The following is a 25,627-nucleotide window of genomic DNA, read 5'->3' on the forward strand; positions in this document are numbered from 1 at the left end:
AAAAAATTGCTAATGAATCAATCAGGTAGAACCAGTTTCGCCACCAAGTTTGGTGCTGTGCTTGCAACAGCAGGCTCTGCAGTAGGACTTGGCAATGTGTGGCGATTTCCTTATATGACTGGCGAAGACGGGGGGGCCGCCTTCATACTTATATATCTTGTATGCGTGCTTATGCTTGGCATACCGGGTATGATAAGCGAGTTTATCATCGGACGCCATGCTGGCTCAAATGCCGCACGTGCTTACCGCCGACTGGCAGCCGGAAAGGCATGGATGCTGATAGGCGTTATGGGCGTGCTTACATCTATGATAGTGCTTGGCTTCTATGCTGTAGTAGCTGGATGGTGTCTGCAATATCTCTATGCGTCGTTGGTTGGTCAACTCTCGGGCGATGCCAATTATGTGGCAGCCTACTTCAACGACTTCACCCATAATCCGGTAATGCCAGCGTTCTGGGCAGTGGCATTCATCCTTATCACCCACTTTGTTGTGGTGCATGGCATACGCAGCGGCATAGAGAAGGTATCCAATCTGCTCATGCCTACCCTATTTATTCTGCTTATAGTGCTCGTTGGAGCGTCGTGCATGCTGCCAGGAGCATGGCGCGGAGTAGACTTTCTGCTTAACCCAGACGTCTCTAAAGTAAGCAGCACGGTGTTTCTTGATGCCTTAGGCCAGGCTTTCTTTTCGCTGTCGTTAGGCACGGCATGCCTGTGCACCTATGCATCCTACTTCTCAAGGCGAACCAACCTTGCCAAGACAGCTTGCCAGATAGCCATAATAGATATGCTTGTGGCTATACTTGCCGGACTTATGATATTCCCGGCAGCTTTCTCGGTAGGCATAAGTCCCGACTCAGGTCCGGCTCTTATATTCATCACCTTGCCCAATGTCTTCAGAGAGGCATTCGCTTCAATGCCTATTGTTGGCTATATAATGTCGGTGCTCTTCTACATGCTTTTGGCATTGGCTGCCCTTACATCCACTATCTCTATGCACGAGATAGGCACAGCCTTCTTTCACGAGGAACTGCGCTGCTCGCGTCGTATAGGTGCCACTATAGAGACAGTTGCTTGCTGCATCATAGCTATACTATGTGCCCTGTCGTGTGGCGCATATAAAGGCTTGTCGATAGCAGGCCGCACATTGCTCGACTTCTGCGACTTTCTTACCGCACAGATACTTATGCCTGTAGGAGCACTGGCTACATGCTTGCTCATAGGTTGGTTTGTGCCTAAACGTATTGTACGAGACGAGTTTACCAACCGTGGCACCACATGGGTTAAGGTATACGGTATATTCCTGTTCATAGTTAGATTTGTGTGCCCAGTGTGCATCATTGCGGTATTCTTGCACCAAGCAGGAGTGGTATAAAATCGACAAAAGGGTTAAGATTACTGAAATCAGTATCTTAACCCTTTTATGTCGGGATGACAAGATTCGAACTTGCGACCCCTACGTCCCGAACGTAGTGCGCTACCAACTGCGCTACATCCCGATTGCATAATGGGAGTAAACCCAAAAGCGAGTGCAAAGTTACAGGTTTTTTCTGATATACGTGCATCTTTTCTTTATTTTTTTTGTTTAATGACAATTAGCGAAAAATTCTTTGCAAAAAACTTGCAAGTATCAAATATTAGTCGTACCTTTGCACCCGCAATTAAGCAACATAGTGTTGGTGCCATAGCTCAGTTGGTAGAGCAAAGGACTGAAAATCCTTGTGTCCCCGGTTCGATTCCTGGTGGCACCACAATAAAAAGGAGTTACTCATTAGAGTGACTCCTTTTTTGTTGTTAATACACTTTGTTTTTTAACGCCATAGCTCAGTTGGTAATGCACGCCGTGTCTATACTCGTATAAATCTCTGAGACTTTCAGCATATACTCCAACTCCTTATACACTTTCAAGAAGCAATGCCATATATGCACCTCTATACATTTGCGTGTAAAATAAAACATGGGACAGAAACCGTAGAGTTTTTATCAAAAAATTTATATATGATTAGGATTATATAATAAAAACTTCGTATATTTGCATTATAAATAAAAAAATGATGCCTATGAAGCATAAATAAAAAGAAGACATATTATAATAAAATAAAGAAGCGTTAGCTTTGTATTCTTGCTTATCGAAAATCGCCAAATTTAAGAAAAGCAATCAAGAGTAAAAGGTTAATGCTCACGTCTGTCTACAGGCGTGGGCTTTTACTCGTGTATGGTTGCATATGGTGTTTGGCGATACCTCGATAAGCGTAGACGAAGTTTTAGTCCACGTTTTTTTATTGTCTAAAACCTACATTCTTGGACTACATACACAAAAATTATTAACCGAGGCATAAAGACCAAGTATAAAACATTTATATACAAGGTATGAATATGCAACAAAAAACATTTCATTATGGGAACAACATTTAGGCTAATACAGAGAGTATTCGCTTTTTTACTCGTAACAGTAGCAATAACGGCGTGCGGTAGCGACAACGATTCAGCAGACGGTGACGACGGCAACATAAAGCCGGGTGTAACAGTAAACGACCCTGAGGGGACTGTGAGTCTATCTATGATGAAAGGAAATGCACCTAATGAAACAACCACAATTCCTGATACATACATATATGTAGGTAATGACTATAACTTTAATTACGGCGAATTCGTATCATTGGGAACCGTTAAAGGTTTGGGCAACGTAACCCATATTCCAACTATTGGGTGGGCATCCTCTATGCGTGTACAAAAAAACAATGGCTATGTAGCATACTCCAATGGACATTTCGTAAGAATATTTGTTGAAGACGAGATTGTCAGTACTTCTGGTGGGGTGATTGGCTATGACGTGAAATATCAATCCCCATTTAAAGGAAAAGACATTGATTTGGAAATACCGACAACATCCTTATCATTTAACAAGGATGGAGGCACAGAGAATATAGTTTTAGACAACAAAGAATTTGTGGTATTTACCGCTAAATCATCTGAATCTTGGTGCCAAATACAGACCACATCTACTTATGGCCAATACTTCCTATCAAATGGCTTAAATATCACAGTCCTGCCATCTAATGTTACAGAAACTACAGAAGCAACAATAACACTTACCACTGCATACGGAAAGAAGAAAGAAATAAAGGTAACAAGAAGTGGAGTAGATCCATATATCAATCTCAACAATACTTTAATTAACTTTGATGCAAAAAGTGCAAACACAGAAATCGGAATAAATACAAACATACAAAAAGAGAACATAGAAATAATCAACAACATAAGTACATGGTGTGAGGCAGAAATCGTAGACAATACAAGAGTTATGCATGCTAATGCCTCCAAAATAAAGTTCGTAGGCAACAAACCCGTTAAAGCTGTAAAATCATCAGGTAACGCAACCTCTTATTCATTAAAGTTGACTGCTAGCGCCAACGATAAAGACGAAGAACGCAATGGTAAAATAACGCTGAAGACTAAAGATGGGAAAAATAGTGTGACAGTGAACATAACACAGAAAAAAGGTTATTTGTATGTTTCAGAGCTTCAGAATGGCAATAATATAATGGGAGCATATAATAATGCTAGTACAACAGAAATAACTGTTTATAGCAATCTAGATAATAAAGACATACAAGTATCCTCCTCTGAAACATGGTGTGAACCTATTTTTAACGAGTTATCATACTGGAGGAATCTATCAATAAAGTTGGATGCAAATAAAACAGACAAATCAAGAGACGCTGAAGTAACTATTTCAAATAAGGCTAAAACAATGAAGTATACCTTTATTGTAAGACAAGATGGTACTCAGTTTAATCCTAGTCAAACTAAGGTTGGATTTGACAAAAACTCAACAAATAAAACATTAGTGATAAACTCTAAATTAGACTGGGAGGCCTCATCTGATCAGAACTGGTGCAGCGTAAGCAAAAATGGCAATAACCTTACCATTCGCGTAACAGCATATTCTGGAAATACAGCAAGTAGGAAAGCAACAATATCCTTTAAAGGATTGTCAACAAAGATATATGTTGACCAAAGTAAATACGCCGTTGGAGAAGAATATAACGAAAATGGTGTTAAGGGAGAAGTAGCCTATATGGATGACACTATAAGATATGTCAGAAAATACGTTGGAACATCTGCCTGGTCAACAGAAAACGTAGCTATCGGGGCAACATACGATAACGATGGTACGAAAAATATGGATATAGTAAAGAAAATTGCCGGATGGAAAGACCTATACCCCGCATTTGCCTTGTGCGATGCACTTAATAAAAATGGCGTGAAGGGTTGGTATTTACCTGCTAAAAAAGAAATACTCTGGAGGCAAGATAACGAAAACAATTGGTCTTCTACAGAACACAGTGCCACCTACGCATATTATGCCTTTAACAGTATTAACTACAAAAGCGAAAAATTAAAGATTTATGCAATACATAAATTCTAAATAAACATAAGAGAAAAGTGGAACCACAGTAGATAAAACGAGACTGCAATTCCACTTTTTTCTATTTTTACTCTTCCCCCATCCCCTCCAACTATAGTGTAAGATAAACTGTGTCTGGCTATAATCAATGTCGCCAAAGGCGGCAAACTATGCTTAACCTCGGGTTATAACAAATACATAAGTAACAGTTCAGAATTATCATTACATATAGTAGGAGGGTATGGCATCCTTGCCATACCCACTAAATCGGCAAGACAATCATAGCAGAGTGGGTATGGCAGGGATGCCATACCCTCCTACAGATTGCCACTCATATATAAAGCTAAATATTAACACGTACTTATATATCACTCCATATCCGGATGAACAACAAAAAGGAGCCACTCATTAGAGTTACTCCTTTTTTGTTTCCATATGCCATTACAAAGCATTATATATTACTTGCCATTTTAATATAATATAAATGGCAAAGTAATACAATATAAATGGCAAAGTAATATATACTTCTATTAGCCTCCCATTTCTTAATCATCAGCCAACGTAAAGTCGAGCTGTTTCTTCTCGAGATTTGCCTGAGCCACCTTAATGCGTACTGGGTCGCCAAGCTGATATTTATTGTGATGACGTCTGCCCACAAGACAGTAGTTACGCTCATCAAAGTCGTAGTAGTCGTCGTCAAGATCGCGCATTGGTACAAGACCCTCACAATGGTTCTCGTCTATCTCGCAGTAAATGCCATACGACTGTATACCAGAGATATGCGCATCGTACACATTACCTATACGTTCCGACATAAACTCTACTGCCTTGTACTTGATAGAATCGCGCTCGGCATTGGCGGCAACCTGCTCCATCTCAGACGAATGCTCGCACAACTCCTCGTAATGTTCCTTATTGGCAGAGCGTCCACCTTGCTGATAACGCGTTATTAGTCGATGAACCATTGTGTCAGGATAACGGCGGATAGGCGATGTAAAGTGAGTGTAGTAGTCGAACGCCAAACCAAAGTGACCTATATTGTGTATAGAGTATTTTGCCTTCATCATGGCGCGCAGCGCAACAGTCTGTATGAGGTTTTGCTCGCGCTTGCCCTCACAGTCGGACATAAGCGTGTTGAGCGACTTGGCAAGTGCGCCTTTCGTGCCGTCTGTCTTCATCTTGTAGCCAAACTTGACAACAAACTCCCTCAATGTCTCGAGCTTTGTCGGGTCTGGATTGTCGTGCACACGATAAGGCAGCGTCTTAGGCTTCTTGCCCTTACCCACCTTGCCTACCGATTCAGCCACGGTTCGGTTGGCAAGCAGCATAAATTCCTCGATAAGCTTATTGGCATCCTTAGAGCGCTTGAAGTAGCAGCGTATAGGCTTTCCCTTCTCGTCTACGTCGAAATGAAGCTCCTCGCGGTCAAACTTAACGGCGCCATTCTTGAATCTTGCGGCACGCAACTTCTTGGCCAATCTATCAAGTGTAATAAGTTGGTCGGCATTCTCGCCCTTGTATCCTCCCTTAGGAGCTGGTGGTGCCGGCTCACCCTTGCCATCCACTACTCCATTATCCTCAAGCAGCTGTTGCACTTCCTCGTAGGCATAACGGCGGTTCGACTTTATAACAGTATGCACAATGCGGTAAGCCTTAACGTTGGCATCGTCGTCCAGATTGAATATCACAGAGAAGGCAAGCTTCTCCTCATCCGGCCTCAACGAGCAAATAAAGTTGCAAAGGCGCTCGGGCAGCATCGGTATAGTGCGGTCGACGAGGTATATACTTGTGGCACGCTTCACAGCCTCCTTGTCTATCACAGAGCCTTCCTTAACATAGTGGCTCACGTCGGCAATGTGCACACCCACCTCCCACAGACCGTCCTTAAGCTTCTTTATAGACAGAGCGTCGTCGAAGTCCTTGGCATCCTTTGGGTCGATTGTACATGTAAATGTGTCGCGGAAGTCCTCGCGCTCGGCATAATCCTCGGGGGTTATCTCGGCTGATATCTTCTCGGCAGCCTCCTCAACATTCTTAGGATACTTATATGGCAAACCATACTGTGCCAGGATAGTGTTCATCTCAACATCGTTGTTGCCAGCCTTGCCCAGCACATCCACCACCTCGCCTATCATGTTGCGATGGTCCTGATCGGGCCATTCTATAATCTTGACCACAGCATTGTCACCATCCTTGCCGCCCTTAAGCTTTCTACGCGGGATGATAATGCTGTTGGCAAGCACGTTAGACGGAGATATAAGCGTGCATATATCGTGGTCGAACGTAAGGCGTCCAACAAACGTGTCCTTTGCACGCTCCAATATCTCTATTACCTGTGCCTCCTTGATATGATTCTTTCGACGTGCCATATACGAGAAACGCACACGGTCGCCCGTAAGAGCCCACATAGAGTTGCGCTCAGCCACAAATATAGGTTTGTCCGAGCCATCGGGAGTTACCGTGTTCTTGCCGTTTGTCTTGCGCTGAAACACACCCTCCTGCACCTGTCCCTTAAGGTTTAGTTTGTAGGAGTTGTCTGTAACCTTAGATATGAAGTCGTCCCACGCCATCTCCTCCATTATATCAATAGCGAGCATCTTAAGGGGATGAGTGTCAAGATGCAGCGTGCGGAATATATCCTTAAATGATAGAGTCTTGCCGGGATTGGACACGAATAGTTCCTCAAGCTTCGGGGCAAGCTGTTTCTTAGTCATGCGTTTGCCGCCTTTTTTTCCTTTTCCCATATTATTACTGATTTTAGATTGTTCGTGCTTTGATTATTACAATGCAAATAAACAAAAAAAGTTTGAAACAAGCAACATCATTGCTGTATTAAATTACTGTTAAGTTACGTAAACGACCACTTTACTGCCCATAAAGGCACATTGGTAAGCCATTCTTGTTCTCTGTATCCCGACATCGAAAAACGCATGCCATGCAAGCCAGGGTTGTCCGAAGTAAATTGTCGCAATGATTTTGCTCTGAGATTCTCTTCCGCCTTCACTTCAATAGGAATTATTTCATTGTCGTGCTGTACAACAAAATCGATTTCCATTGTAGAGTTTTCATTGCTATAATAGTAGACAAAGGTATGTGGAATAGACTTTAATTGCTGCAGTACATAGTTCTCCGTAAAAGCCCCCTTATATTCCTCAAATACATTATTACCAATAAGAATCTGCTGCGGGGGCGTTTCCGACAATGCTCCAAGCAAGCCCATGTTCGTTATTATTTTGATTAATAGACACTTACAATGCAAATTTACACTTTTCTAGGGGAACTTACAAGGAAATACCACATTTTTCTAGGGGAACTTTTAGACTAATACCACACTTTTCTAGGGGAACTTGCTCACAAACGTTGATTTTGTAGCCAATCCAATGAATGGAAAACGACACAACAAACTGCAAATTAAGCTCAGAAAGCATCAGATAAACAGCAATTTAGGCACGAAAGTTTTGTATTGTCTACTATTTGCACTACCTTTGCAACCGATTATGTACCAATTTTCATAATGACAAGCAAGATATTGATAACCGGAGCCAGCGGTTTTATTGGCAGTTTCATCGTAGAAGAAGCACTAAATAAAGGTATGGAAGTGTGGGCTGCGGTGAGACATACGAGTTCTAAAAAGTATCTCACGGACAATCGTATAAACTTCATAGAGCTTGACTTCTCCTCAAAGGAGAGGCTCAAGGAACAGCTCGACGGTAAGCACTTCGACTATGTAGTGCACGCTGCTGGCGTGACCAAATGCCTTGACAAGACTGACTTCCGACGCATGAACACCGACGGAACACGCAACCTTGTAGACGCGCTAATAGAAATGCAGATGCCTATAAAGAGATTTGTATTCCTTAGCTCGTTAAGTGTATACGGTGCCATACACGAAAAGCAGCCCTATCAAGACATTACCGAGAACGACAGTCCACGTCCTAACACCGCGTACGGCAAGAGCAAACTGGAGGCAGAACGCTATTTAGACTCGGTAGGCAACGATTTTCCATACATCATACTTCGCCCTACAGGTGTATACGGACCACGCGAGCGCGACTACTTCCTTATGGCAGAGAGTATTAAGAAACACGTTGACTTTGCCGTAGGATTCACGCAGCAAGACATTACCTTTGTATATGTGCTTGACGTTGTTCAGGCTGTATTCCTGGCATTAGACCGCGGTATGAGCGGACGCAAATACTTCCTAAGCGACGGCGAGGTGTATAGCTCTACCGAATTCAGCGACCTTCTGAAGAAAGAGATGGGCGTAAAGTGGATGCTGCGCATCATTGCACCGGTATGGGTGCTGCGCATTGTTACCTTCTTCGGCGAGAAGATAGGCCAAATAACCCACAAGCCTATAGCGCTAAACAACGACAAGTACAACATTCTGAAGCAACGCAACTGGCGCTGCGATATAGAACCAACTATGGACGAACTTGGCTACCACCCACACTACAAACTTGATAAGGGCGTGAAGCTCGCAGTAAAGTGGTATAAGGAAAACGGGTGGTTGTAATTTTATTCTTATAAGAAGACAATAAAGAAATGAACTTCATCAAACAACTATTCGCCATCGAGAGCAAGCCCAAGCGCGGACTCATGGCTCTCGAATGGGTGGTGTTGGCTTATACATTACTTACGCTTTGCGTGGCTTTGTTTACCTACACCGAGCTACAAAACCCTGACGCAATGATTTGGGGACGTGTACGTGTCGTGGCTATGACCGCAGCCTTATGGGTGGTATACCGACTTGTACCGTGCCGACTTACACGCTTGGTGCGCGTAGTGGCGCAGATGTCGCTATTGGCATGGTGGTATCCAGACACTTACGAGCTAAACCGCATGTTCAGCAACCTTGACCATGTGTTCTGCGGATGGGAACAAAACATCTTTGGATGCCAACCAGCCCTAACCTTTGTAAAGACAATGCCGTGGGCTGTAGTGTCCGAGCTTATGAGCATGGGATACGCCAGCTACTACCCCATGATAGCGCTCACGGTACTGTTCTACTTCTGCTGCCGATACAACGAGTTTGAAAGAGCTGCCTTGGTAGTTATGGCGTCGTTCTTCGTCTACTACATAGTGTTTATCTTTGTACCAGTAGCAGGACCTACGTTCTACTACAAAGCTGTAGGACTGGACAATATAGTGCAAGGCGTGTTCCCAGCAGTAGGCGACTACTTTAATACACATACCGAATGCTTGCCTACTCCAGGTTATGAGCAAGGATTGTTTTATGGACTTGTCGAGGATGCCAAAGCAGCGGGCGAACGTCCTACAGCTGCCTTTCCATCATCGCATGTTGGCATTGCTACTGTATGTATGCTATTGGCGGCACATACCCGCCAACGCAAACTGGTATTACTAATGTTGCCTTTCTACATCTTTCTATGCTTCTCAACGGTATATATCCAGGCACATTACGCCATCGATGCATTGGCAGGATTGGTATCGGGATGCCTGCTTTACACCGTATTGATGTGGCTCAGTAGGGGCGAAATGAAAAAAAATAGATAAAAAGGCGAAAAAAGTTAGCAAAAGTTTTGGAGATTACAAAATTCTTGCTAACTTTGCACCCGCAATCACGAGACAGCGCGAAAGCAACCTGTTTGCTTCAATAGCTCAGTTGGTTAGAGCACCTGACTGTTAATCAGGGGGTCGTTGGTTCAAGTCCATCTTGAAGCGCTCGAAACAATCGTTCAGCACAAGTTTCAAACGCTCAACGCTTTCGATGATTGCTATGCTTCAATAGCTCAGTTGGTTAGAGCACCTGACTGTTAATCAGGGGGTCGTTGGTTCAAGTCCATCTTGAAGCGCTTTTAAAAAGTCTCGCAAGCAACAGCTTGCGAGGCTTTTTCGTTTATCTACATAGATATCCCAAAAAGATAGCGGCTCATATAATATTGTTGTGTTTTTAACAATCTGTATTTCTTATGCAAACAACTGTTTTACCCTATAAAGATAGAACTTCAGATCATTCACTCCTCTGAATTCAGCCCTGAATGTTTTTAGCTTGCAGTTAAACGNATACGGACTTGTAATCTATGGGCTGAGTTCTATTCATGACGCAAAGATAAACAATAATATTGGATTGTTAAAAACACAACAATATTATTTGATCCCATATCAATGTAGTGAGCGCTATTATTATATCTCCTTTTCGCGGTAAATCACCTTATTGGCGCCACTCGTTATCTCCAAGGCTTCAGGATGCTCCTTGATAAAAGAGTCGATATGGCGAACACGCTTGCTCTCGAGTATCTCATCAACAGCTATCAGTATGCCTGTTTCCTCAACATCACCAAAACCGTAGTTGATGGCTGTACCAAAAAGCTTCATCGTTGGCGACAACGACATATAAGCATTGACAAGCGGCGGAATGTTGTAACCCAAGGCACGTACCTCACGGTTTAGGATTAGATAATCCTTCTTGAAATCATCCTCGCAGAACAGCTTCTTCAACTCATCCTCCGGCGTTTCTATCTTAAGCGGCTTGAGCGGGATGATAAGGTTCTCCTTATCGTCGAAATGCTTCTTGAGGAAGTAGAGAATCATATCCCTACCCCTTCGGATGTAAGATGGATACATCGTCATCTTGCCAAAGAAATAGCGCACATTAGGCTTTATAACGGTAAGTGCACCAAGTCCGTCCCAAAGATTATCAAGTGCAAAGAGGCTCTTTGAGCCACGTCGTGTGCTCTGATACTCAAGAGTTACGAACGAGCGACCCAGCTCTACGGTGTACGGCATATAATCCTTTAGGAACTTGTCGGAGAAATGGAACATGTGGCTTGTTGCAAGCTTAGGCTGTCCTTTCTCGTCAAGTTCCCAGTCGGAACCCAACAGATAACGATAGCCACCTATAATCTCCTCGGCCTCAGGATTCCACACAATGAGCTGCTTATAGCAATTAGGACATGTGTCAAACTCGTCAATATCCAACGGCTTGCCAGTGCCGCCTCCCGCCTCACGAAAAGCAATCTCGCGCAGACGTCCTATCTCGCGCATCACATTAGGCGCGTTATGCGCTGTGATGACATAAATCTCGTTGTGGCTCTTATTGGTCATACGGAGCTGACGCTCGGGTGTAAGCTCGCTCTTCAACAGCTCCTTACTGACCGGTTCTATTATTGGCTCTTCCATGTTGTATTCTTCGAATATGTCTACAGGCCATACGGCCCTATTTTATCTTTTACGTTTTGGCTTTTTACCTTTTTACTCTTTTATCTTTTTACCCTTTTACCTTTTGAGGCAGGTCGTATACAGCATCCTCCACCCATTGAGCCCACTGCTGCGCCGTGCGGCTACGGTCGAATGTTTGCCATGGTATAGGCTTGCCTATATGTATGGTAAAATGCTTGCCCACATTGCGATACATCTCGTCCACAAGGAATATCATGGCAAGATTGAACGGTAGGAAACGGTCGCTGAACTTGGCTATGCGATAAAAGCGAGCCGAGTTGGTTCCACTGAAATGAATGGGTACGATATCGCGCTGACACTCCACGCTCTTCTTGATAAACGTCTTTGTCCACGGTATATCGTGTATAGAGCCGTCGGGCTGGCGACGACTATTAAGCCCAGCTGGGAACATCAGCATATGATTGTCGCTCTTGAAGCCAGCCTCAACCATACGCGGAAAGTCGCGACTGTTGCGGCCTGTCTTGTTTATACCTATACAAACGGGAGCAAGACCAGGCAAGTTCATAAGCAGATCGTTGACAAGATAGCGGAAACGCCCATCGTAATGACGACCTATTATAGCACCGAGCGCCACTCCATCCTGTCCTCCAAGCGGATGATTGGACACAAAAGTATAAAGACGCCCATCGTCCTTGGATGGCAAATTCTCCTTGCCCACTATCTCAATATCCATCTTAAGATAGCGCACGCAAGCCTCGAGCCAATCCACACCCGTAAGGTTGCGGCTGTCCCATATAAACTTGTTCACCTGGTCCTGGTGAATAATGCGCTTGAGCCATGACGTAAGAACCCCCGGTACATAACGTGCCTTTGGCCCCATCTTGCTGCTGAGTATCTTGTCAATGTCGATTGTATGCTCTGAAATTTCGTTCATCTTGACCTGAAAAATGCTATTTGGGTACAAAAGTAACACATCTTTTTCAGATACATTCCATTTAACACAAGAAATATATCTTTTTAATAATTTTGATACCTAAATGTAGACTCGTATGCGGATTTTTATGTACCTTTACACCCAAATACGCTTATTAATAATGTATAAGGACAATATAGAACATACAACCAGCATAAAGACCGCCGAAGGTTACCACGTACCTGTGCTTCTTGACGAAAGCATAGACGGGCTCAACCTAAAACCAGGCGGCATATATGTAGACGTGACATTCGGCGGAGGCGGACACTCAAGAGAGATTCTATCACGACTCGCCCACGACGCTCATCTCTACAGCTTTGACCAGGATGCAGATGCCGAGCAGAACATTGGGGAACCCGATGACAGATTCACCTTTGTAAGAAGCAACTTCAGATACCTAAAGAACTGGATGCGCTACTATGGTGTGGAGCACATAGATGGTCTGCTTGCCGACCTTGGCGTATCGTCGCACCACTTTGACGATGCTGAGCGAGGTTTCTCATTCCGATTCGACGCGCCATTAGACATGCGAATGAACAAGCGTGCCGGACAAACAGCTGCCGATATTGTCAATACTTACGACGAGACAAAACTGGCAGACGTTTTCTACATATATGGCGAGATGAAGAACTCAAGACGCATTGCGGCTGCCGTTGCCAAGGCAAGACAAGCCAAGGAGATTAAGACAACGAGCGACTTTCTTGCTGCCGTGGAGCCTTTATTCCGTAAGGAACGCGAGAAAAAGGAGATGGCTAAGCTGTTCCAAGCATTACGCATCGAAGTTAATCATGAGATGGACGCGCTAAAGGAAATGCTGGCATCGGCTACAGAACTGCTGACACCCGGCGGACGTCTATCGGTAATAACCTACCACTCGCTTGAAGACCGCATCGTAAAGAACTATATGAAGGCGGGCAATGCGGAAGGCAAGGTAGACCAAGACTTCTTCGGACGAACAAACACGCCATTCAAGACAGTGGGCAAGCTTATAATTCCTACTGATGAGGAGCAAGAGCGCAACCCACGAAGCCGAAGCGCAAAACTGCGTATAGCTGAGAAAAAATAAACATTATGGAGACTGAAAAGAATCAACCAGACGCACGACTCATCCTCGAACATCTTGAGGAAAAGGCCGATAAGGATACCGAACGGGAGGCGCCATCGCTTAAGACCATCATACGAGAGCAAGCCACTGAGGAGGACATGCCCTTTGCCAAGAACCTTACACTGCGCAAGATTCTGGGCGGCGACATACTGAGCGCTAACGTCATAAGACAGCAAATATGGCTGATACTGCTAATATCGCTATTTATCGTGGTATACATATCCAACAGATACAAGTGCCAGCAGGACCTTATACGCATAAGTTCCCTAACCGAACAACTTAAGGACGCCAAATACAGAGCACTGTCGTCAAGTAGCGACCTGACACAAATGACACGCGAGAGCAAGGTGCTTGAGCAACTTAAAACCTGCCAGGACAGTACATTGCAGATAGCAACTCAGCCACCATACATAATTAATGTTCCAAACACAGAAGAAAAATGAGCAAGTTTGACAGCAAGAAAGCAATGCCAAGATTCAGTTTCATAGCTATACTTATGACGCTGATAGCTGTCGCCGTACTGGGCAAGACTATGTACATCATGACTGCCAAGCACGACTTCTGGATGCAAGTGGCCGACCGTGTGAAGGTAGACAGCCTAAGCACACCACCGGTACGCGGCAACATTCTAAGCTGCGACGGACAATTAATGGCATCGTCGTTGCCACAATATAAATTGTTTGTCGACTTCAGAGCCATACACACAGCAGATAAAGACTCGCTGTTTGAGGTAAAACTCGATTCTATATGCGACGGACTGAACGCTATATTCCCCGAACGCTCGGCTGCCGAGTTCAAGGAACATCTACTTGAGGGATATCAAAAGCAGAAAGCCCACTGGCCTATATGGCCAAGACGTGTGAACTACAGCACCTATTCGGAGGTAAAACGTTTGCCTATATTCTGCCTGAAGAAGAATCGCGGCGGATTCCACACCGAGGAGTTCAATGCACGCAAGCAGGCATACGGATCGCTGGCTCTGCGAACAATAGGCAAGATGTTCGGCGAGATAGACTCGGCACAATGCGGACTGGAGCTATCGTACGACTCGCTGCTTAGAGGCGAGAACGGTATAAGCCACGGTAAGAAGGTACTAAACAAATTTCTATACCTTACAGACCGCGCACCGGTAGACGGTGCTGACATCGTGACTACAATCGACGTATCGATGCAAGACCTTGCCGAACGTGCCTTGCTCAACGAGCTGTACAAGATTAACGCCAACGTAGGTGTGGCCATCGTTATGGAGGTTAAGACGGGAGACGTCAAGGCTATAGTAAACATGACAAAGTGTGCCGACGGCACATATAATGAGATAAAGAACCATGCAGTAAGCGATTTGCTTGAACCAGGTTCTGTATTCAAGACCGCCTCAATAATGGTAGCACTCGACGATGGTGTGGTAGACACAACTGCCTACGTAGATACGGGATGCGGTGTATGGCCAATGTACGGTCGCGAAATGAAAGACCACAACTGGCGACGCGGAGGATACGGTATGCTCAAACTGCCACAAACGTTGTGGGTAAGTTCAAACATCGGTGTAAGTAGAATAATTGACGACCACTACCACAACACTCCGGAGAAGTATGTTGAGGGAATTAGACGACTGGGCCTTGCAGACGACCTACACCTACCAATACCGGGCTACTCGCCGGCAAGAATACGTATGCCGAAGAAAGACTCAAGAGGCAAACAATACGTAAACTGGAGCAAGACCACACTGCCATGGATGAGTATAGGCTACGAAACGCAAGTACCGCCTATATCAACCTTGACCTTCTACAACGCCATAGCCAACGGCGGCAAGATGATGCGCCCAAGATTTGTAAAAGAGGTGCGCAAGAACGGCCAGGTTGTAGAGACATTTGCGCCAGTGGTAATGCGAGAGCAGATAGCCAAGCCTACAACAATAAAGAAGATAACGCACATCCTGGAGCAAGTGGTGAGCGTAGGACTGGGAAAGAAGGCAGGTTCGCCATCGTTCCTTGTTGCAGGCAAAACAGGTACGGCACAGATATCAAAAGGCGCGGCGGGCTATAAGAGCGGACAGATGAACTACCTATTGTCGTTTGCCGGATTCTTCCCCGCTTATGAGCCACGGTACAGTTGCATCGTATGTATACAGAAGTCGGGATTACCTGCATCAGGAGGCGGAATGAGTGGAGTTGTGTTTCACGATATAGCCGAAGGCATTATGGCTCAGAGCCTAAAACTTGAGGCAATCGACGCACGCGACTCGCTTTCCATCCTTATACCACAGGTAAAGAATGGCAACATACTGGCTGCCGACTATGTGCTTACACACTTAGGCTTTGAGCCTCGCGCAGACTGGACAGGATCTTATGCCAACGGCAACCCGATATGGGGACGCGCAACAGAGACAAATGGAAAAACCATCAATCTACAACGTGAGCCATTAGGCGAACGCTCACAAATGCCGGATGTGCATGGTATGGGAGCACGCGATGCCGTATATCTTATCGAAAGCCGCGGACTGAAAGTGAAGCTGCACGGACGAGGCAAGGTGGTAGAACAGAGCATCGGTCCAGGAAGCAAGATTGCCAAAGGAATGACTTGTGTACTGCGACTCGCCTAAGGCGAAGGTAATGCAACAATGTAAACAATGTAATAAAAGACATAAAATATAATTCTAAATAATAGAAATGAAACTTAAGGAATTGCTCAAAGATATCCCCGTAGTTGCTATAGTAGGCAGCGAGGATGTTGAAATCACAGACGTGAACATCGACTCACGCCGCATCAAAGATGGCCATCTCTTCATAGCAATGAAGGGAACGCAGGTAGACGGTCACAAGTTTGTGCCCAAGGCAATAGAGCTTGGAGCAAAGGCTGTGATGTGCGAGGACATGCCTGAAGAAAAAGCCGAGGGCGTGACATATGTCCAGGTGGAGTCGACAGAAGATGTTGTGGGCAAGGTTGCCACAACATTCCACGGCAACCCATCTACAAAGCTAAAGCTTGTGGGCGTAACTGGAACCAACGGCAAGACCACTATCGCCACCTTATTATATAATATGTTTACAAAGATGGGGCACAAGTGTGGCTTGCTGTCTACCGTATGCAATTATATCATAGACGAGGCAATACCAGCCGACCACACCACTCCGGACCCAATAGAGCTTAACCGCCTGCTCGACCGCATGGTACAAGCAGGATGCGAGTATGCCTTTATGGAATGCTCGTCACACGCCATTGCACAGAAGCGCATTGGCGGACTGACCTTTGCGGGTGGCATATTCACCAACCTTACACGCGACCATCTCGACTATCACAAGACATTCGAGAACTACCGCAATGCCAAGAAGGCCTTCTTCGACTCACTGCCTAAGACTGCCTTTGCCATAACTAACGCCGACGACAAGAACGGCATGGTGATGGTACAGAACACTAAGGCAACAGTAAAGACATACTCAATACGAACTGTGGCCGACTTCAAGGCCCGCATTATAGAGTGCCACTTTGAGGGCATGTACCTTGAGATGGACGGACACGAGGTAGGTGTACAGTTTATTGGCAAATTCAATGTAAGCAACCTGTTGGCCGTATATGCAGCTGCCGTAATGTTGGGCAAGTCGCCCGAGGATGTGCTGGTGGTAATGAGCACATTGCATAGCGTAAGCGGACGCCTTGAACCTATACACTCGCCAGAAGGATATACAGCTGTAGTAGACTATGCACATACACCGGACGCTTTGGAGAATGTACTCAACGCCATACATGAGGTTCTCGACGGCAAAGGACACGTAATAACAGTATGTGGTGCAGGTGGCAACCGCGACAAAGGCAAGCGACCACTTATGGCACAAGAGGCTGTAAAACAGAGTGACAAAGTGATTATCACAAGCGACAATCCACGTTTTGAGGAGCCACAAGATATCATCAACGACATGCTTGCCGGACTAAACGCGCAGCAGATGAAGAAAGTTATCTCTATAGTAGACCGCCGCGAGGCTATACGCACAGCCTGCATGATGGCACAGAAGGGCGATGTAATACTCATTGCCGGCAAGGGTCACGAAAATTATCAAGAGATTAAGGGCGTGAAGCACCACTTCGACGACCATGAGGTTGTAAAGGAATGTTTTAAGAATTAAGAATTAAGAGTTACGAATTAGGAGTTGTCGGCTACGCCGATTAGGAGTTTTTGAGTTTTGAATTTTGAATTTTGAATTGTCGGCTACGCCGATTAGGAATTATTTAATTTTGAATTCAAAACTCAACATTGCCAAAGGCAACAACTCAAAACTCAAGACTCAAAACTCAAGACTCAAAACTCAAAATTCAACATTGCCAAAGGCAACAATTCAAAACTCAAAACTCAAAATTCAAAACTCAAGATGTTATACTATCTTTTCCGCTTCCTCGAACAATACGGCATAAGCGGCTCACACATGTGGGGCTACATATCATTCCGTTCGTTGTTAGCACTCATCCTCTCGCTCATTATCTCGGCATGGTTCGGCGAGAGATTTATCAAGTATCTAAAAAGCAAACAAATAACCGAGACACAGCGCGACGCAAGTATTGACCCGTTCGGTGTAAAGAAAATAGGTGTGCCATCAATGGGTGGCATCATTATTATTGTGGCTATACTTGTGCCTGTACTGCTGCTTGGCCGTCTACGCAACATATACCTGTTGCTTATGATTGTCACAACGGTATGGTTGGGATTTCTCGGTGGTATGGACGATTTTATCAAAATATTCCGCCGCAACAAAGAGGGACTTAAAGGCAAATACAAGATTGTTGGTCAGATAGGTATCGGACTTATTGTAGGTCTAACCCTGTGGGCATCGCCTGATGTCAAGATGAACGAGAATCTTGCCTACGAGAAGCAAGGCCACGAAATAGTGGTAAAACATAGAGCAGAAGCACGCAAGTCGCTAAAGACAACAATTCCATTTGTAAAGGGCCACAACCTTGACTACTCGCGTATAACAAGCATATTCGGCGAGCACCGCGTAGCAGCCGGCTGGATATTGTTTGTAATTATGACAATATTCGTGGTGACTGCCGTAAGCAATGGTGCCAACCTAAACGATGGTATGGACGGTATGTGCGCAGGCAACTCAGCCATTATAGGTGTGGCATTGGGCATACTGGCATATGTAAGCTCGCACATCGAGTATGCCAGCTATCTCAACATTATGTACATACCTGGATCGGAAGAACTGGTAGTGTTCCTATGCGCATTCATTGGTGCACTGATAGGCTTCCTGTGGTACAATGCCTATCCTGCACAAGTGTTTATGGGCGACACAGGCTCGCTGACCATTGGCGGTATCATTGCCGTTACAGCAATTATCATACACAAGGAACTTATGCTCCCGATATTGTGCGGCATCTTCTTTGTAGAGAGCCTCAGCGTTATACTGCAGGTTTACTACTACAAACTTGGCAAACGACACGGCGTAAAGCAGCGCATATTTAAGCGCACACCTATACACGACAACTTCCGCACACAACAGTTGCAACTCGACCCTGAGTGCAAATACCTAATAAAGAAGCCAAAAGGTGCCATCCACGAGTCGAAGATTACAATACGTTTCTGGATAACCACCATCATATTGGCGGCTCTCACAATAATAACACTAAAAATAAGATAACAAATATCTCTCCCCCATTATCGGGGAGTGGCCAATAAACAATAATATGAAAAAGATTGTTATTCTCGGCGCCGGCGAGAGTGGTGCCGGAGCTGCCGTACTGGCAAAGAAAGAAGGCTTTGACGTGTTCGTTAGTGACATGTCGGCCATTAAAGACAAATACAAGAAAATGCTTAACGACCACAATATAGAGTGGGAGGAAAAGCAGCACACCGAGGCTAAGATTCTCGCAGCAGACGAGATTATAAAGAGTCCTGGCATACCCAAAGAGGCTCCTATGGTTAAGAAAGCCACAGACAAGGGCATACATATCATCAGCGAGATTGAGTTTGCAGGACGATACACTAACTCGAAGATGGTATGCATAACCGGCTCAAATGGCAAGACAACAACAACATCACTCATATACCACATATTCAAAACGGCGGGATATGATGCCGGACTTGCCGGAAATATAGGTCGCTCGCTTGCATTGCAGGTAGCTGAGGATCCACACGAATATTATATCATTGAGTTAAGCTCGTTCCAGTTGGACAATATGTACGACTTTCATGCCAACATTGCCATACTGCTGAATATAACGCCCGACCACCTCGACCGCTACGACTATTGTATGCAGAATTATGTGGACGCCAAAATGCGCATTATTCAGAACCAAACAAACGACGACTCATTCATCTACTGGAACGACGATCCTGTTATTAAGCGCGAGCTGGAGAAGTATGACATAAAGGCAATACAGTATCCTTTCTCCGAACTGAAAGAAAAGGGATCTATAGGCTACATTGAAGAAGGAAGCTACAAGATAGAGAAGCCCACTCCATTCAATATGGAACAGGAAGAACTGTCACTTACAGGCAAGCATAACATATACAACTCGCTTGCTGCAGGCATTGCCGGCAACATCACAGGTATCAAGAAAGACGTGATACGACAGAGTCTTAGCGACTTCCCTGGCGTTGAGCATAGACTGGAAAAGGTGTGCAAGGTAGGTGGCGTGCAATACATTAACGACTCAAAAGCCACCAACGTTGACGCTTGCTGGTATGCCCTTGAGAGTATGAAGACCCCTACAATCCTAATAATTGGAGGCAAGGACAAAGGCAACGACTATAACGAGATTAAGCAACTGGTAAAGCAAAAATGCAAGGCGCTTGTGTTCCTTGGAGCAGACAACACCAAGCTGCACAACTTCTTCGATGAGATGGGCATAACAATACGCGATACTCATTCGATGAAAGACTGCGTGGCTGCATGCTACGAACTTGCACAACCTGGCGACACCGTACTTCTAAGCCCATGTTGTGCTAGCTTCGACCTGTTCAAGAACATGGAAGATCGCGGCGAACAGTTTAAGACATTAGTAAGAAGTCTGTAAAAACAAGAGATGATAAACAAGACATTAGGCAACATCTTCAAAGGCGACAAGGTAATATGGATGGTTTTCTTCTTTCTATGCCTTATCAGCGTCATTGAGGTATACTCGGCATCGGCACAGCTCACCTACCGCGCAAGCAGCTATATTGCGCCTATGTTTAAACACATAGGACTGCTGGCGTTGGGTGTGCTAGCCACAGTATTGACACTCAATGTCAAGTGCCGCTACTTCAAGTTGCTCACCACCCCATTACTCGGACTGTCGTTCGTTATGCTTATCTGTGTATTCTTTGTGGGAGATTCTACCAATGGAGCGCAAAGATGGATGGGCATCGGAGGCATACAGTTTCAGCCTTCAGAAATAGCAAAAGGCGCCATGGTGCTTGCTACGGCACAGATTCTGAGTAATCTGCAGACAGAGAACGGAGCCGACAAGAACGCTTTCAGGTACATACTAACTGTAAGTTTTTTCATAGTAACGCCTATAATGTTTGAGAACTTGTCAACCGCTATGCTTCTTTGCATCGTCATATTCATGATGATGCTTATAGGACGTGTGCCTATGCGACAGCTTGGTAAACTGCTAGGATTCACCCTTCTATCTGCCGCCATACTTGTGGGAGCCATCTTGACCTTGGGTAAAGACAACACACAAGATCAGCTGACTGAAGGCAAGCAGCTAACCGAACAGGTAAAGGCAGAGCCCAAGGACAAGAATATGGTGGAGAAGGTATTCCACCGCTTCGACACATGGAAGGCGCGTATAGACAAGTTTCTTGTACACAAGCAGCTTACGCCAAAGGACATCGATCTCGACAAAGATGCGCAGGTGGCTCATGCCAACATTGCCATTGCCTCGGCAAACGTGGCAGGCAAAGGACCAGGAAATTCGGAGGAATGCAACTTTATACCACAAGCCTACTCCGATTTTATCTTTGCCATCATCATCGAGGAAATGGGAATAGAGGGCGCCTTCTGCGTGGCAATGCTTTACATTATCCTACTATTTAGGACTGGACGCATAGCAAGCAGATGCGAAAACAACTTCCCCGCCCTACTGGCAATGGGTCTTGCCTTGCTGCTTGTAACACAGGCACTATTTAACATGTGTGTGGCTGTGGGTTTGGCTCCTGTAACTGGTCAGCCACTACCACTTATAAGCAAGGGCGGAACATCGAGCATTATCAACTGCATATACATTGGAGTGATATTGAGCATAAGCCGTTCGGCACAGAAAAAGCCTGAAATAATAGAAGAAACAAACATTCCTCAGTCGGCTTTAAAACAAAAATAGCCAACGGTTAAATAAAAGGAAGCACAATAATCGGCTTTATCAGAAAAAATGATTAATTTTGTGAATTGAAAAAGTCAATAAAACGCGAGCAAATGGAAAATGAACTAAGAGTCATCGTCAGTGGCGGAGGTACCGGTGGACACATATTCCCGGCTGTCTCTATAGCCAACGCAATAAAGTCTAAACGTCCCGACGCAAAGATATTGTTTGTTGGAGCAATAGGCAGAATGGAAATGCAACGCGTACCAGCGGCAGGCTACAAGATAGTAGGTCTGCCTGTACGTGGTTTTAAACGACCACTTTGGTCGCCTTCCAACATAGGCGTGGCTTTAGACTTCTTCAAAAGCAAGCATATGGTACGCAAAACCATCAAGGAATTTGCCCCTGATGTGGCTGTAGGCGTAGGCGGATATGCTAGCGCAGCAACCCTAGACGCTGCAAACGCTATGGGTATACCAACGCTCATACAAGAACAAAACTCGTATGCCGGCGTAACCAACAAACATCTTGCACCTAAAGCATGCAAGATATGCGTTGCCTATGAAGGAATGGAACGTTTCTTCCCTGCCAACCGCATAATAATAACGGGCAATCCTGTACGCCAGAATCTTATCGAGACAAAAATAACACGAGAAGAAGCCATAAAGAGCTTAGGACTCGATCCGAACAAGAAAACCATATTGCTGGTTGGAGGAAGTCTTGGAGCACGTACTATAAACGAGAGCGTACTACAGCATCTCGACCTTGTTGAGAAAAGCGGTGTGCAGTTTGTATGGCAGACTGGCAAGTACTATAGCGCTGCCGTTACAGAACAACTCAAGAACCATCACGCATTGCCAATGCTCAAGGTTATGGACTTCATCAGCGATATGGGAGCAGCATACAAAGCTGCCGACCTCGTAATAAGCCGTGCTGGAGCAAGCTCCATAAGCGAGTTCTGCCTAATAGGCAAGCCCGTAATACTGGTCCCATCTCCCAATGTAGCTGAAGACCATCAAACAAAGAACGCCATGGCATTGGTCAACAAGAGTGCTGCGCTATACGTAAAGGATGCAGAAGCACCTGCTACACTGCTACAACTAGCAGTAGACACAGTAAAGGACGACGAACAACTTGCTCAACTGGCAGAAAACATCAAAAAACTTGGCAAACCAAACTCTGCCGACATCATTGCCGACGAAGTATTGAAGATTGCCGGAAAATAAAAAATCTACAATGGAAATCAAAGATATCAAAGCTGTATATTTCGTCGGTGCTGGCGGTATCGGCATGAGCGCAATAGCTCGCTATTTCATCCACAAAGGTATCGTGGTAGCTGGATACGACAAAACTCCGTCAGAACTAACACACCAACTCGAACGCGAGGGCGTGATTCTCCACTATAAAGAAAGCGTTGAGGATATTCCACACGCTTGCCGCAAGCCAGAATCTTGTCTTGTAATATATACACCGGCAATCCCTGCCGACCACAAGGAACTGGTATACTTCCGTGAAAATGGATTCACAATTGAAAAGCGAGCTCAAGTTCTCGGAACACTAACACGCACACACAAGGGACTATGTGTAGCTGGAACACACGGCAAAACAAGCACATCAACAATGTGCGCACATATAATGCACCAGAGTCATCTTGACTGCAACGCCTTCCTCGGAGGTATATCCAAAAACTACGGCACCAACTACATCCTGTCAGACCATAGCGACTATGTAGTGATAGAAGCCGATGAATTTGACCGTTCGTTCCATTGGCTACGCCCATGGATGAGCGTAATCACAGCTACCGACCCCGATCACCTCGACATATACGGTACAAAGGAAGCTTATCTTGAAAGTTTCCACCACTACACTACACTGATACAGCAAGGCGGAGCACTCATTATACACAAGAATCTGGAAATGAAAGCCGAATGTCAGGAAGGAGTAAAAGTATACGAATACAGCCTTAACGAAGGCGACTTCCACGCTGAAAACATTCGTATTGATAACGGCGAAATAACCTTCGACTTCGTGTCACCAATCGAGAATGTTAAGGATGTAGAGCTCGGTCAGCCTATTCCTATCAACATCGAAAACGGTGTGGCAGCTATGGCTATGGCTCAGCTCAACGGATGCAATGCCGAAGAACTGCGCTATGGAATGAAGACATACAAAGGTGTAGACCGCCGATTCGACTTCAAGATTAAAAACGACAAGCATGTGTTGCTGTCCGACTACGCGCACCACCCGAAGGAGATATATCAGAGTGCAAAGAGTATACGCGAATTGTACAAAAACCGTCGCATCACAGCTATATTCCAACCACATCTGTACACGCGTACACGCGACTTCTACAAGGATTTTGCCGATGCCTTATCACAGCTCGACGAGGTTATATTATGTGACATATACCCAGCACGTGAGAAACCTATACCAGGCGTGACATCACAGCTTATATACGACAATCTCAAAGAAGGCGTGGATAAAAGTATGATTCACAAGGAGGACGTATTGGACCTCGTGAAAAACCGCGACTTCGACGTTCTCGTTATCTTAGGCGCTGGCGACCTCGACAATTACGTGCCGCAGATAGCCAAGATTATCGAAAGCAAGGAGAAGTAGGCTGACACAACAGGCCATAAAAGGCCTTGTCAACAAGACATACATACAGTCAAGACTCATCAACTAATAAAAACGAAAGACAAAGTGAAAACATCCTGGAGCAAAAGACTGTTCGTGGCAAGCGACATCGTGATAGCCATATACCTGGCGCTTGCCTTTGTCTCTTTCGACAAGAAAGGTGACTCTAAGGCATTGTGCTCCAAGGTGAACATCGATATTGCCGACAACGCTGCTGGAGGATTTCTTGACGCCAAAGTGATAAAGGAGCGCTTGCAGAAGACGGGATACTATCCCATCGGACGTCCGCTGACAAACGTAGACACAAGAGGCATTGAGGAGATGCTTAGACGTAGTCCATTCGTCAAGACTGCTGAATGCTACAAGACAGAAGGAGGATACGTATACATAAGCGTTACACAGCGCATGCCTGTGATACGCATAAAAGCAGACAACGGTGACGACTACTATGTAGACGATCACGACTGCATAATGCCTCGCTCAAGCTATACGAGCGACCTCATCATCGCATCGGGCAATATCAACCGTTGGTATGCTATCAACTACATATCACCGTTGGGCAAGGCCATTATGCAAAATGACGTTTGGAAGAACCTTATCGAACAGATACATATCACACCCGAACTCGGCGTAGAGCTTGTACCACGCATTGGCGATCATATAGTGTATATAGGACGTCTTCCTGAGATAAACGACAAACGCAAGCACGAAAAGGACATAGACCTGTTCATCGAGAAGAAGATGACAAGATTGGAAAAGTTCTATAAGTACGGACTTTCACAAGTTGGTTGGAACAAATATTCGTATGTAAACATTGAGTTTGATAACCAAATAATATGCAAGCGCAAGGATGAACGACCCAACGTATATGAGCCACAGCCTGTACAATCGGTTGTAAACATATCAAACCCAACATCCCAAATTGCCGAAGACGGACCGTCAGAAGGTGAGGAAACCACCCCCGCAACAGAAAACAAAACTGGAACGGAGAACAAGAAAATGGAAACCAATAAGAAAAGCGGAAACGAGTCAAAAAAGACAGACACCACTAAAAAGAAATCAAGTAACTAAGAAATTAT

18 protein-coding genes and 4 tRNA genes are annotated in these 25,627 nt (G+C 45.1%); 17 read left to right on the forward strand and 5 right to left on the reverse strand.

Annotated features, from left to right (window positions below; translation table 11 throughout):
- Positions 1-12 precede the first annotated feature (12 nt).
- The gene (locus C9991_RS02440; RefSeq protein ID WP_106811034.1) at positions 13-1,374 is read left to right on the forward strand and encodes a sodium-dependent transporter; all 1,362 of its coding nucleotides are present in this window, start codon (positions 13-15) and stop codon (positions 1,372-1,374) included.
- 51 nt (positions 1,375-1,425) lie between these two features.
- Here the strand turns inward: C9991_RS02440 and C9991_RS02445 are convergent.
- A tRNA-Pro gene (locus C9991_RS02445) sits at positions 1,426-1,498 on the reverse strand.
- 179 nt (positions 1,499-1,677) lie between these two features.
- Between C9991_RS02445 and C9991_RS02450 the strand changes: the two genes are divergently transcribed.
- Positions 1,678-1,750: transfer RNA gene (locus C9991_RS02450), tRNA-Phe, on the forward strand.
- Positions 1,751-2,397: 647 nt separating this feature from the next.
- Complete coding sequence (locus C9991_RS02455) at positions 2,398-4,431, forward strand: BACON domain-containing protein (RefSeq protein WP_106811035.1); 2,034 nt, start codon at positions 2,398-2,400, stop codon at positions 4,429-4,431.
- Between the two features lie 524 nt (positions 4,432-4,955).
- On the opposite strand, the gene rnr is transcribed toward C9991_RS02455, so the two are convergent.
- Positions 4,956-7,154 carry a ribonuclease R gene (rnr, locus tag C9991_RS02460; protein ID WP_106811036.1) on the reverse strand — a complete coding sequence of 733 codons (2,199 nt, stop codon included), beginning with the start codon at positions 7,152-7,154 and terminating at the stop codon, positions 4,956-4,958.
- A 104-nt stretch (positions 7,155-7,258) separates the two neighbouring features.
- Positions 7,259-7,630, reverse strand: coding sequence for a DUF4143 domain-containing protein (locus tag C9991_RS02465; RefSeq protein WP_232823226.1), 372 nt, complete (start codon positions 7,628-7,630; stop codon positions 7,259-7,261).
- A 294-nt stretch (positions 7,631-7,924) separates the two neighbouring features.
- On the opposite strand from C9991_RS02465, the gene C9991_RS02470 reads away from it, so the two are divergent.
- From C9991_RS02470 to C9991_RS02485, 4 genes are all read left to right on the forward strand, one after another.
- Positions 7,925-8,926: an NAD-dependent epimerase/dehydratase family protein gene (locus C9991_RS02470; protein WP_106811037.1), complete on the forward strand. Its 1,002-nt coding sequence runs from the start codon at positions 7,925-7,927 to the stop codon at positions 8,924-8,926.
- Between the two features lie 29 nt (positions 8,927-8,955).
- Positions 8,956-9,927 carry a phosphatase PAP2 family protein gene (locus C9991_RS02475; RefSeq protein WP_106811038.1) on the forward strand — a complete coding sequence of 324 codons (972 nt, stop codon included), beginning with the start codon at positions 8,956-8,958 and terminating at the stop codon, positions 9,925-9,927.
- Between the two features lie 94 nt (positions 9,928-10,021).
- Positions 10,022-10,095: transfer RNA gene (locus C9991_RS02480), tRNA-Asn, on the forward strand.
- A 57-nt stretch (positions 10,096-10,152) separates the two neighbouring features.
- Positions 10,153-10,226, forward strand: a tRNA-Asn gene (locus tag C9991_RS02485).
- Between the two features lie 331 nt (positions 10,227-10,557).
- Here C9991_RS02485 and glsB read toward each other — a convergent pair.
- Positions 10,558-11,553, reverse strand: a complete 996-nt coding sequence (gene glsB / locus C9991_RS02495) for a glycine N(alpha)-acyltransferase GlsB (RefSeq protein ID WP_106811039.1) — start codon at positions 11,551-11,553, stop codon at positions 10,558-10,560.
- Between the two features lie 88 nt (positions 11,554-11,641).
- Positions 11,642-12,487, reverse strand: coding sequence for a lyso-glycine lipid O-acyltransferase GlsA (glsA, locus tag C9991_RS02500; RefSeq protein ID WP_106811040.1), 846 nt, complete (start codon positions 12,485-12,487; stop codon positions 11,642-11,644).
- Positions 12,488-12,647: 160 nt separating this feature from the next.
- Between glsA and rsmH the strand changes: the two genes are divergently transcribed.
- The 10 genes from rsmH to C9991_RS02550 all read left to right on the forward strand — a co-directional run bounded on the left by rsmH (position 12,648) and on the right by C9991_RS02550 (position 25,619).
- Entirely contained in the window at positions 12,648-13,592 is a 945-nt protein-coding gene (gene rsmH / locus C9991_RS02505; RefSeq protein WP_106811041.1) for a 16S rRNA (cytosine(1402)-N(4))-methyltransferase RsmH, read from the forward strand.
- A gap of 5 nt (positions 13,593-13,597) precedes the next feature.
- On the forward strand, positions 13,598-14,074 hold the full coding sequence (locus tag C9991_RS02510; RefSeq protein WP_198643734.1) for an FtsL-like putative cell division protein: 477 nt from the start codon (positions 13,598-13,600) through the stop codon (positions 14,072-14,074).
- Positions 14,071-16,230 carry a penicillin-binding protein gene (locus C9991_RS02515; RefSeq protein ID WP_106811042.1) on the forward strand — a complete coding sequence of 720 codons (2,160 nt, stop codon included), beginning with the start codon at positions 14,071-14,073 and terminating at the stop codon, positions 16,228-16,230. Before C9991_RS02510 ends, C9991_RS02515 begins: the two co-directional genes overlap by 4 nt.
- Before the next feature lie 67 nt (positions 16,231-16,297).
- Complete coding sequence (locus C9991_RS02520) at positions 16,298-17,749, forward strand: UDP-N-acetylmuramoyl-L-alanyl-D-glutamate--2,6-diaminopimelate ligase (protein WP_106811043.1); 1,452 nt, start codon at positions 16,298-16,300, stop codon at positions 17,747-17,749.
- A 243-nt stretch (positions 17,750-17,992) separates the two neighbouring features.
- The gene (gene mraY / locus C9991_RS02525) at positions 17,993-19,261 is read left to right on the forward strand and encodes a phospho-N-acetylmuramoyl-pentapeptide-transferase (protein WP_106811044.1); all 1,269 of its coding nucleotides are present in this window, start codon (positions 17,993-17,995) and stop codon (positions 19,259-19,261) included.
- 46 nt (positions 19,262-19,307) lie between these two features.
- Complete coding sequence (gene murD / locus C9991_RS02530) at positions 19,308-20,639, forward strand: UDP-N-acetylmuramoyl-L-alanine--D-glutamate ligase (RefSeq protein WP_106811045.1); 1,332 nt, start codon at positions 19,308-19,310, stop codon at positions 20,637-20,639.
- A gap of 9 nt (positions 20,640-20,648) precedes the next feature.
- Entirely contained in the window at positions 20,649-21,932 is a 1,284-nt protein-coding gene (locus tag C9991_RS02535) for an FtsW/RodA/SpoVE family cell cycle protein (protein WP_106811046.1), read from the forward strand.
- A 92-nt stretch (positions 21,933-22,024) separates the two neighbouring features.
- On the forward strand, positions 22,025-23,137 hold the full coding sequence (murG, locus tag C9991_RS02540; RefSeq protein ID WP_106811047.1) for an undecaprenyldiphospho-muramoylpentapeptide beta-N-acetylglucosaminyltransferase: 1,113 nt from the start codon (positions 22,025-22,027) through the stop codon (positions 23,135-23,137).
- A gap of 10 nt (positions 23,138-23,147) precedes the next feature.
- Positions 23,148-24,530, forward strand: a complete 1,383-nt coding sequence (murC, locus tag C9991_RS02545) for a UDP-N-acetylmuramate--L-alanine ligase (RefSeq protein ID WP_106811048.1) — start codon at positions 23,148-23,150, stop codon at positions 24,528-24,530.
- An 84-nt stretch (positions 24,531-24,614) separates the two neighbouring features.
- Positions 24,615-25,619, forward strand: a complete 1,005-nt coding sequence (locus C9991_RS02550; protein WP_106811049.1) for a cell division protein FtsQ/DivIB — start codon at positions 24,615-24,617, stop codon at positions 25,617-25,619.
- The last annotated feature ends 8 nt before the right edge of the window (positions 25,620-25,627 follow it).

It is taken from the genome of Prevotella merdae (assembly GCF_900290275.1).
In the GTDB taxonomy this organism is placed as follows: Bacteria; Bacteroidota; Bacteroidia; order Bacteroidales; family Bacteroidaceae; genus Prevotella; species Prevotella merdae.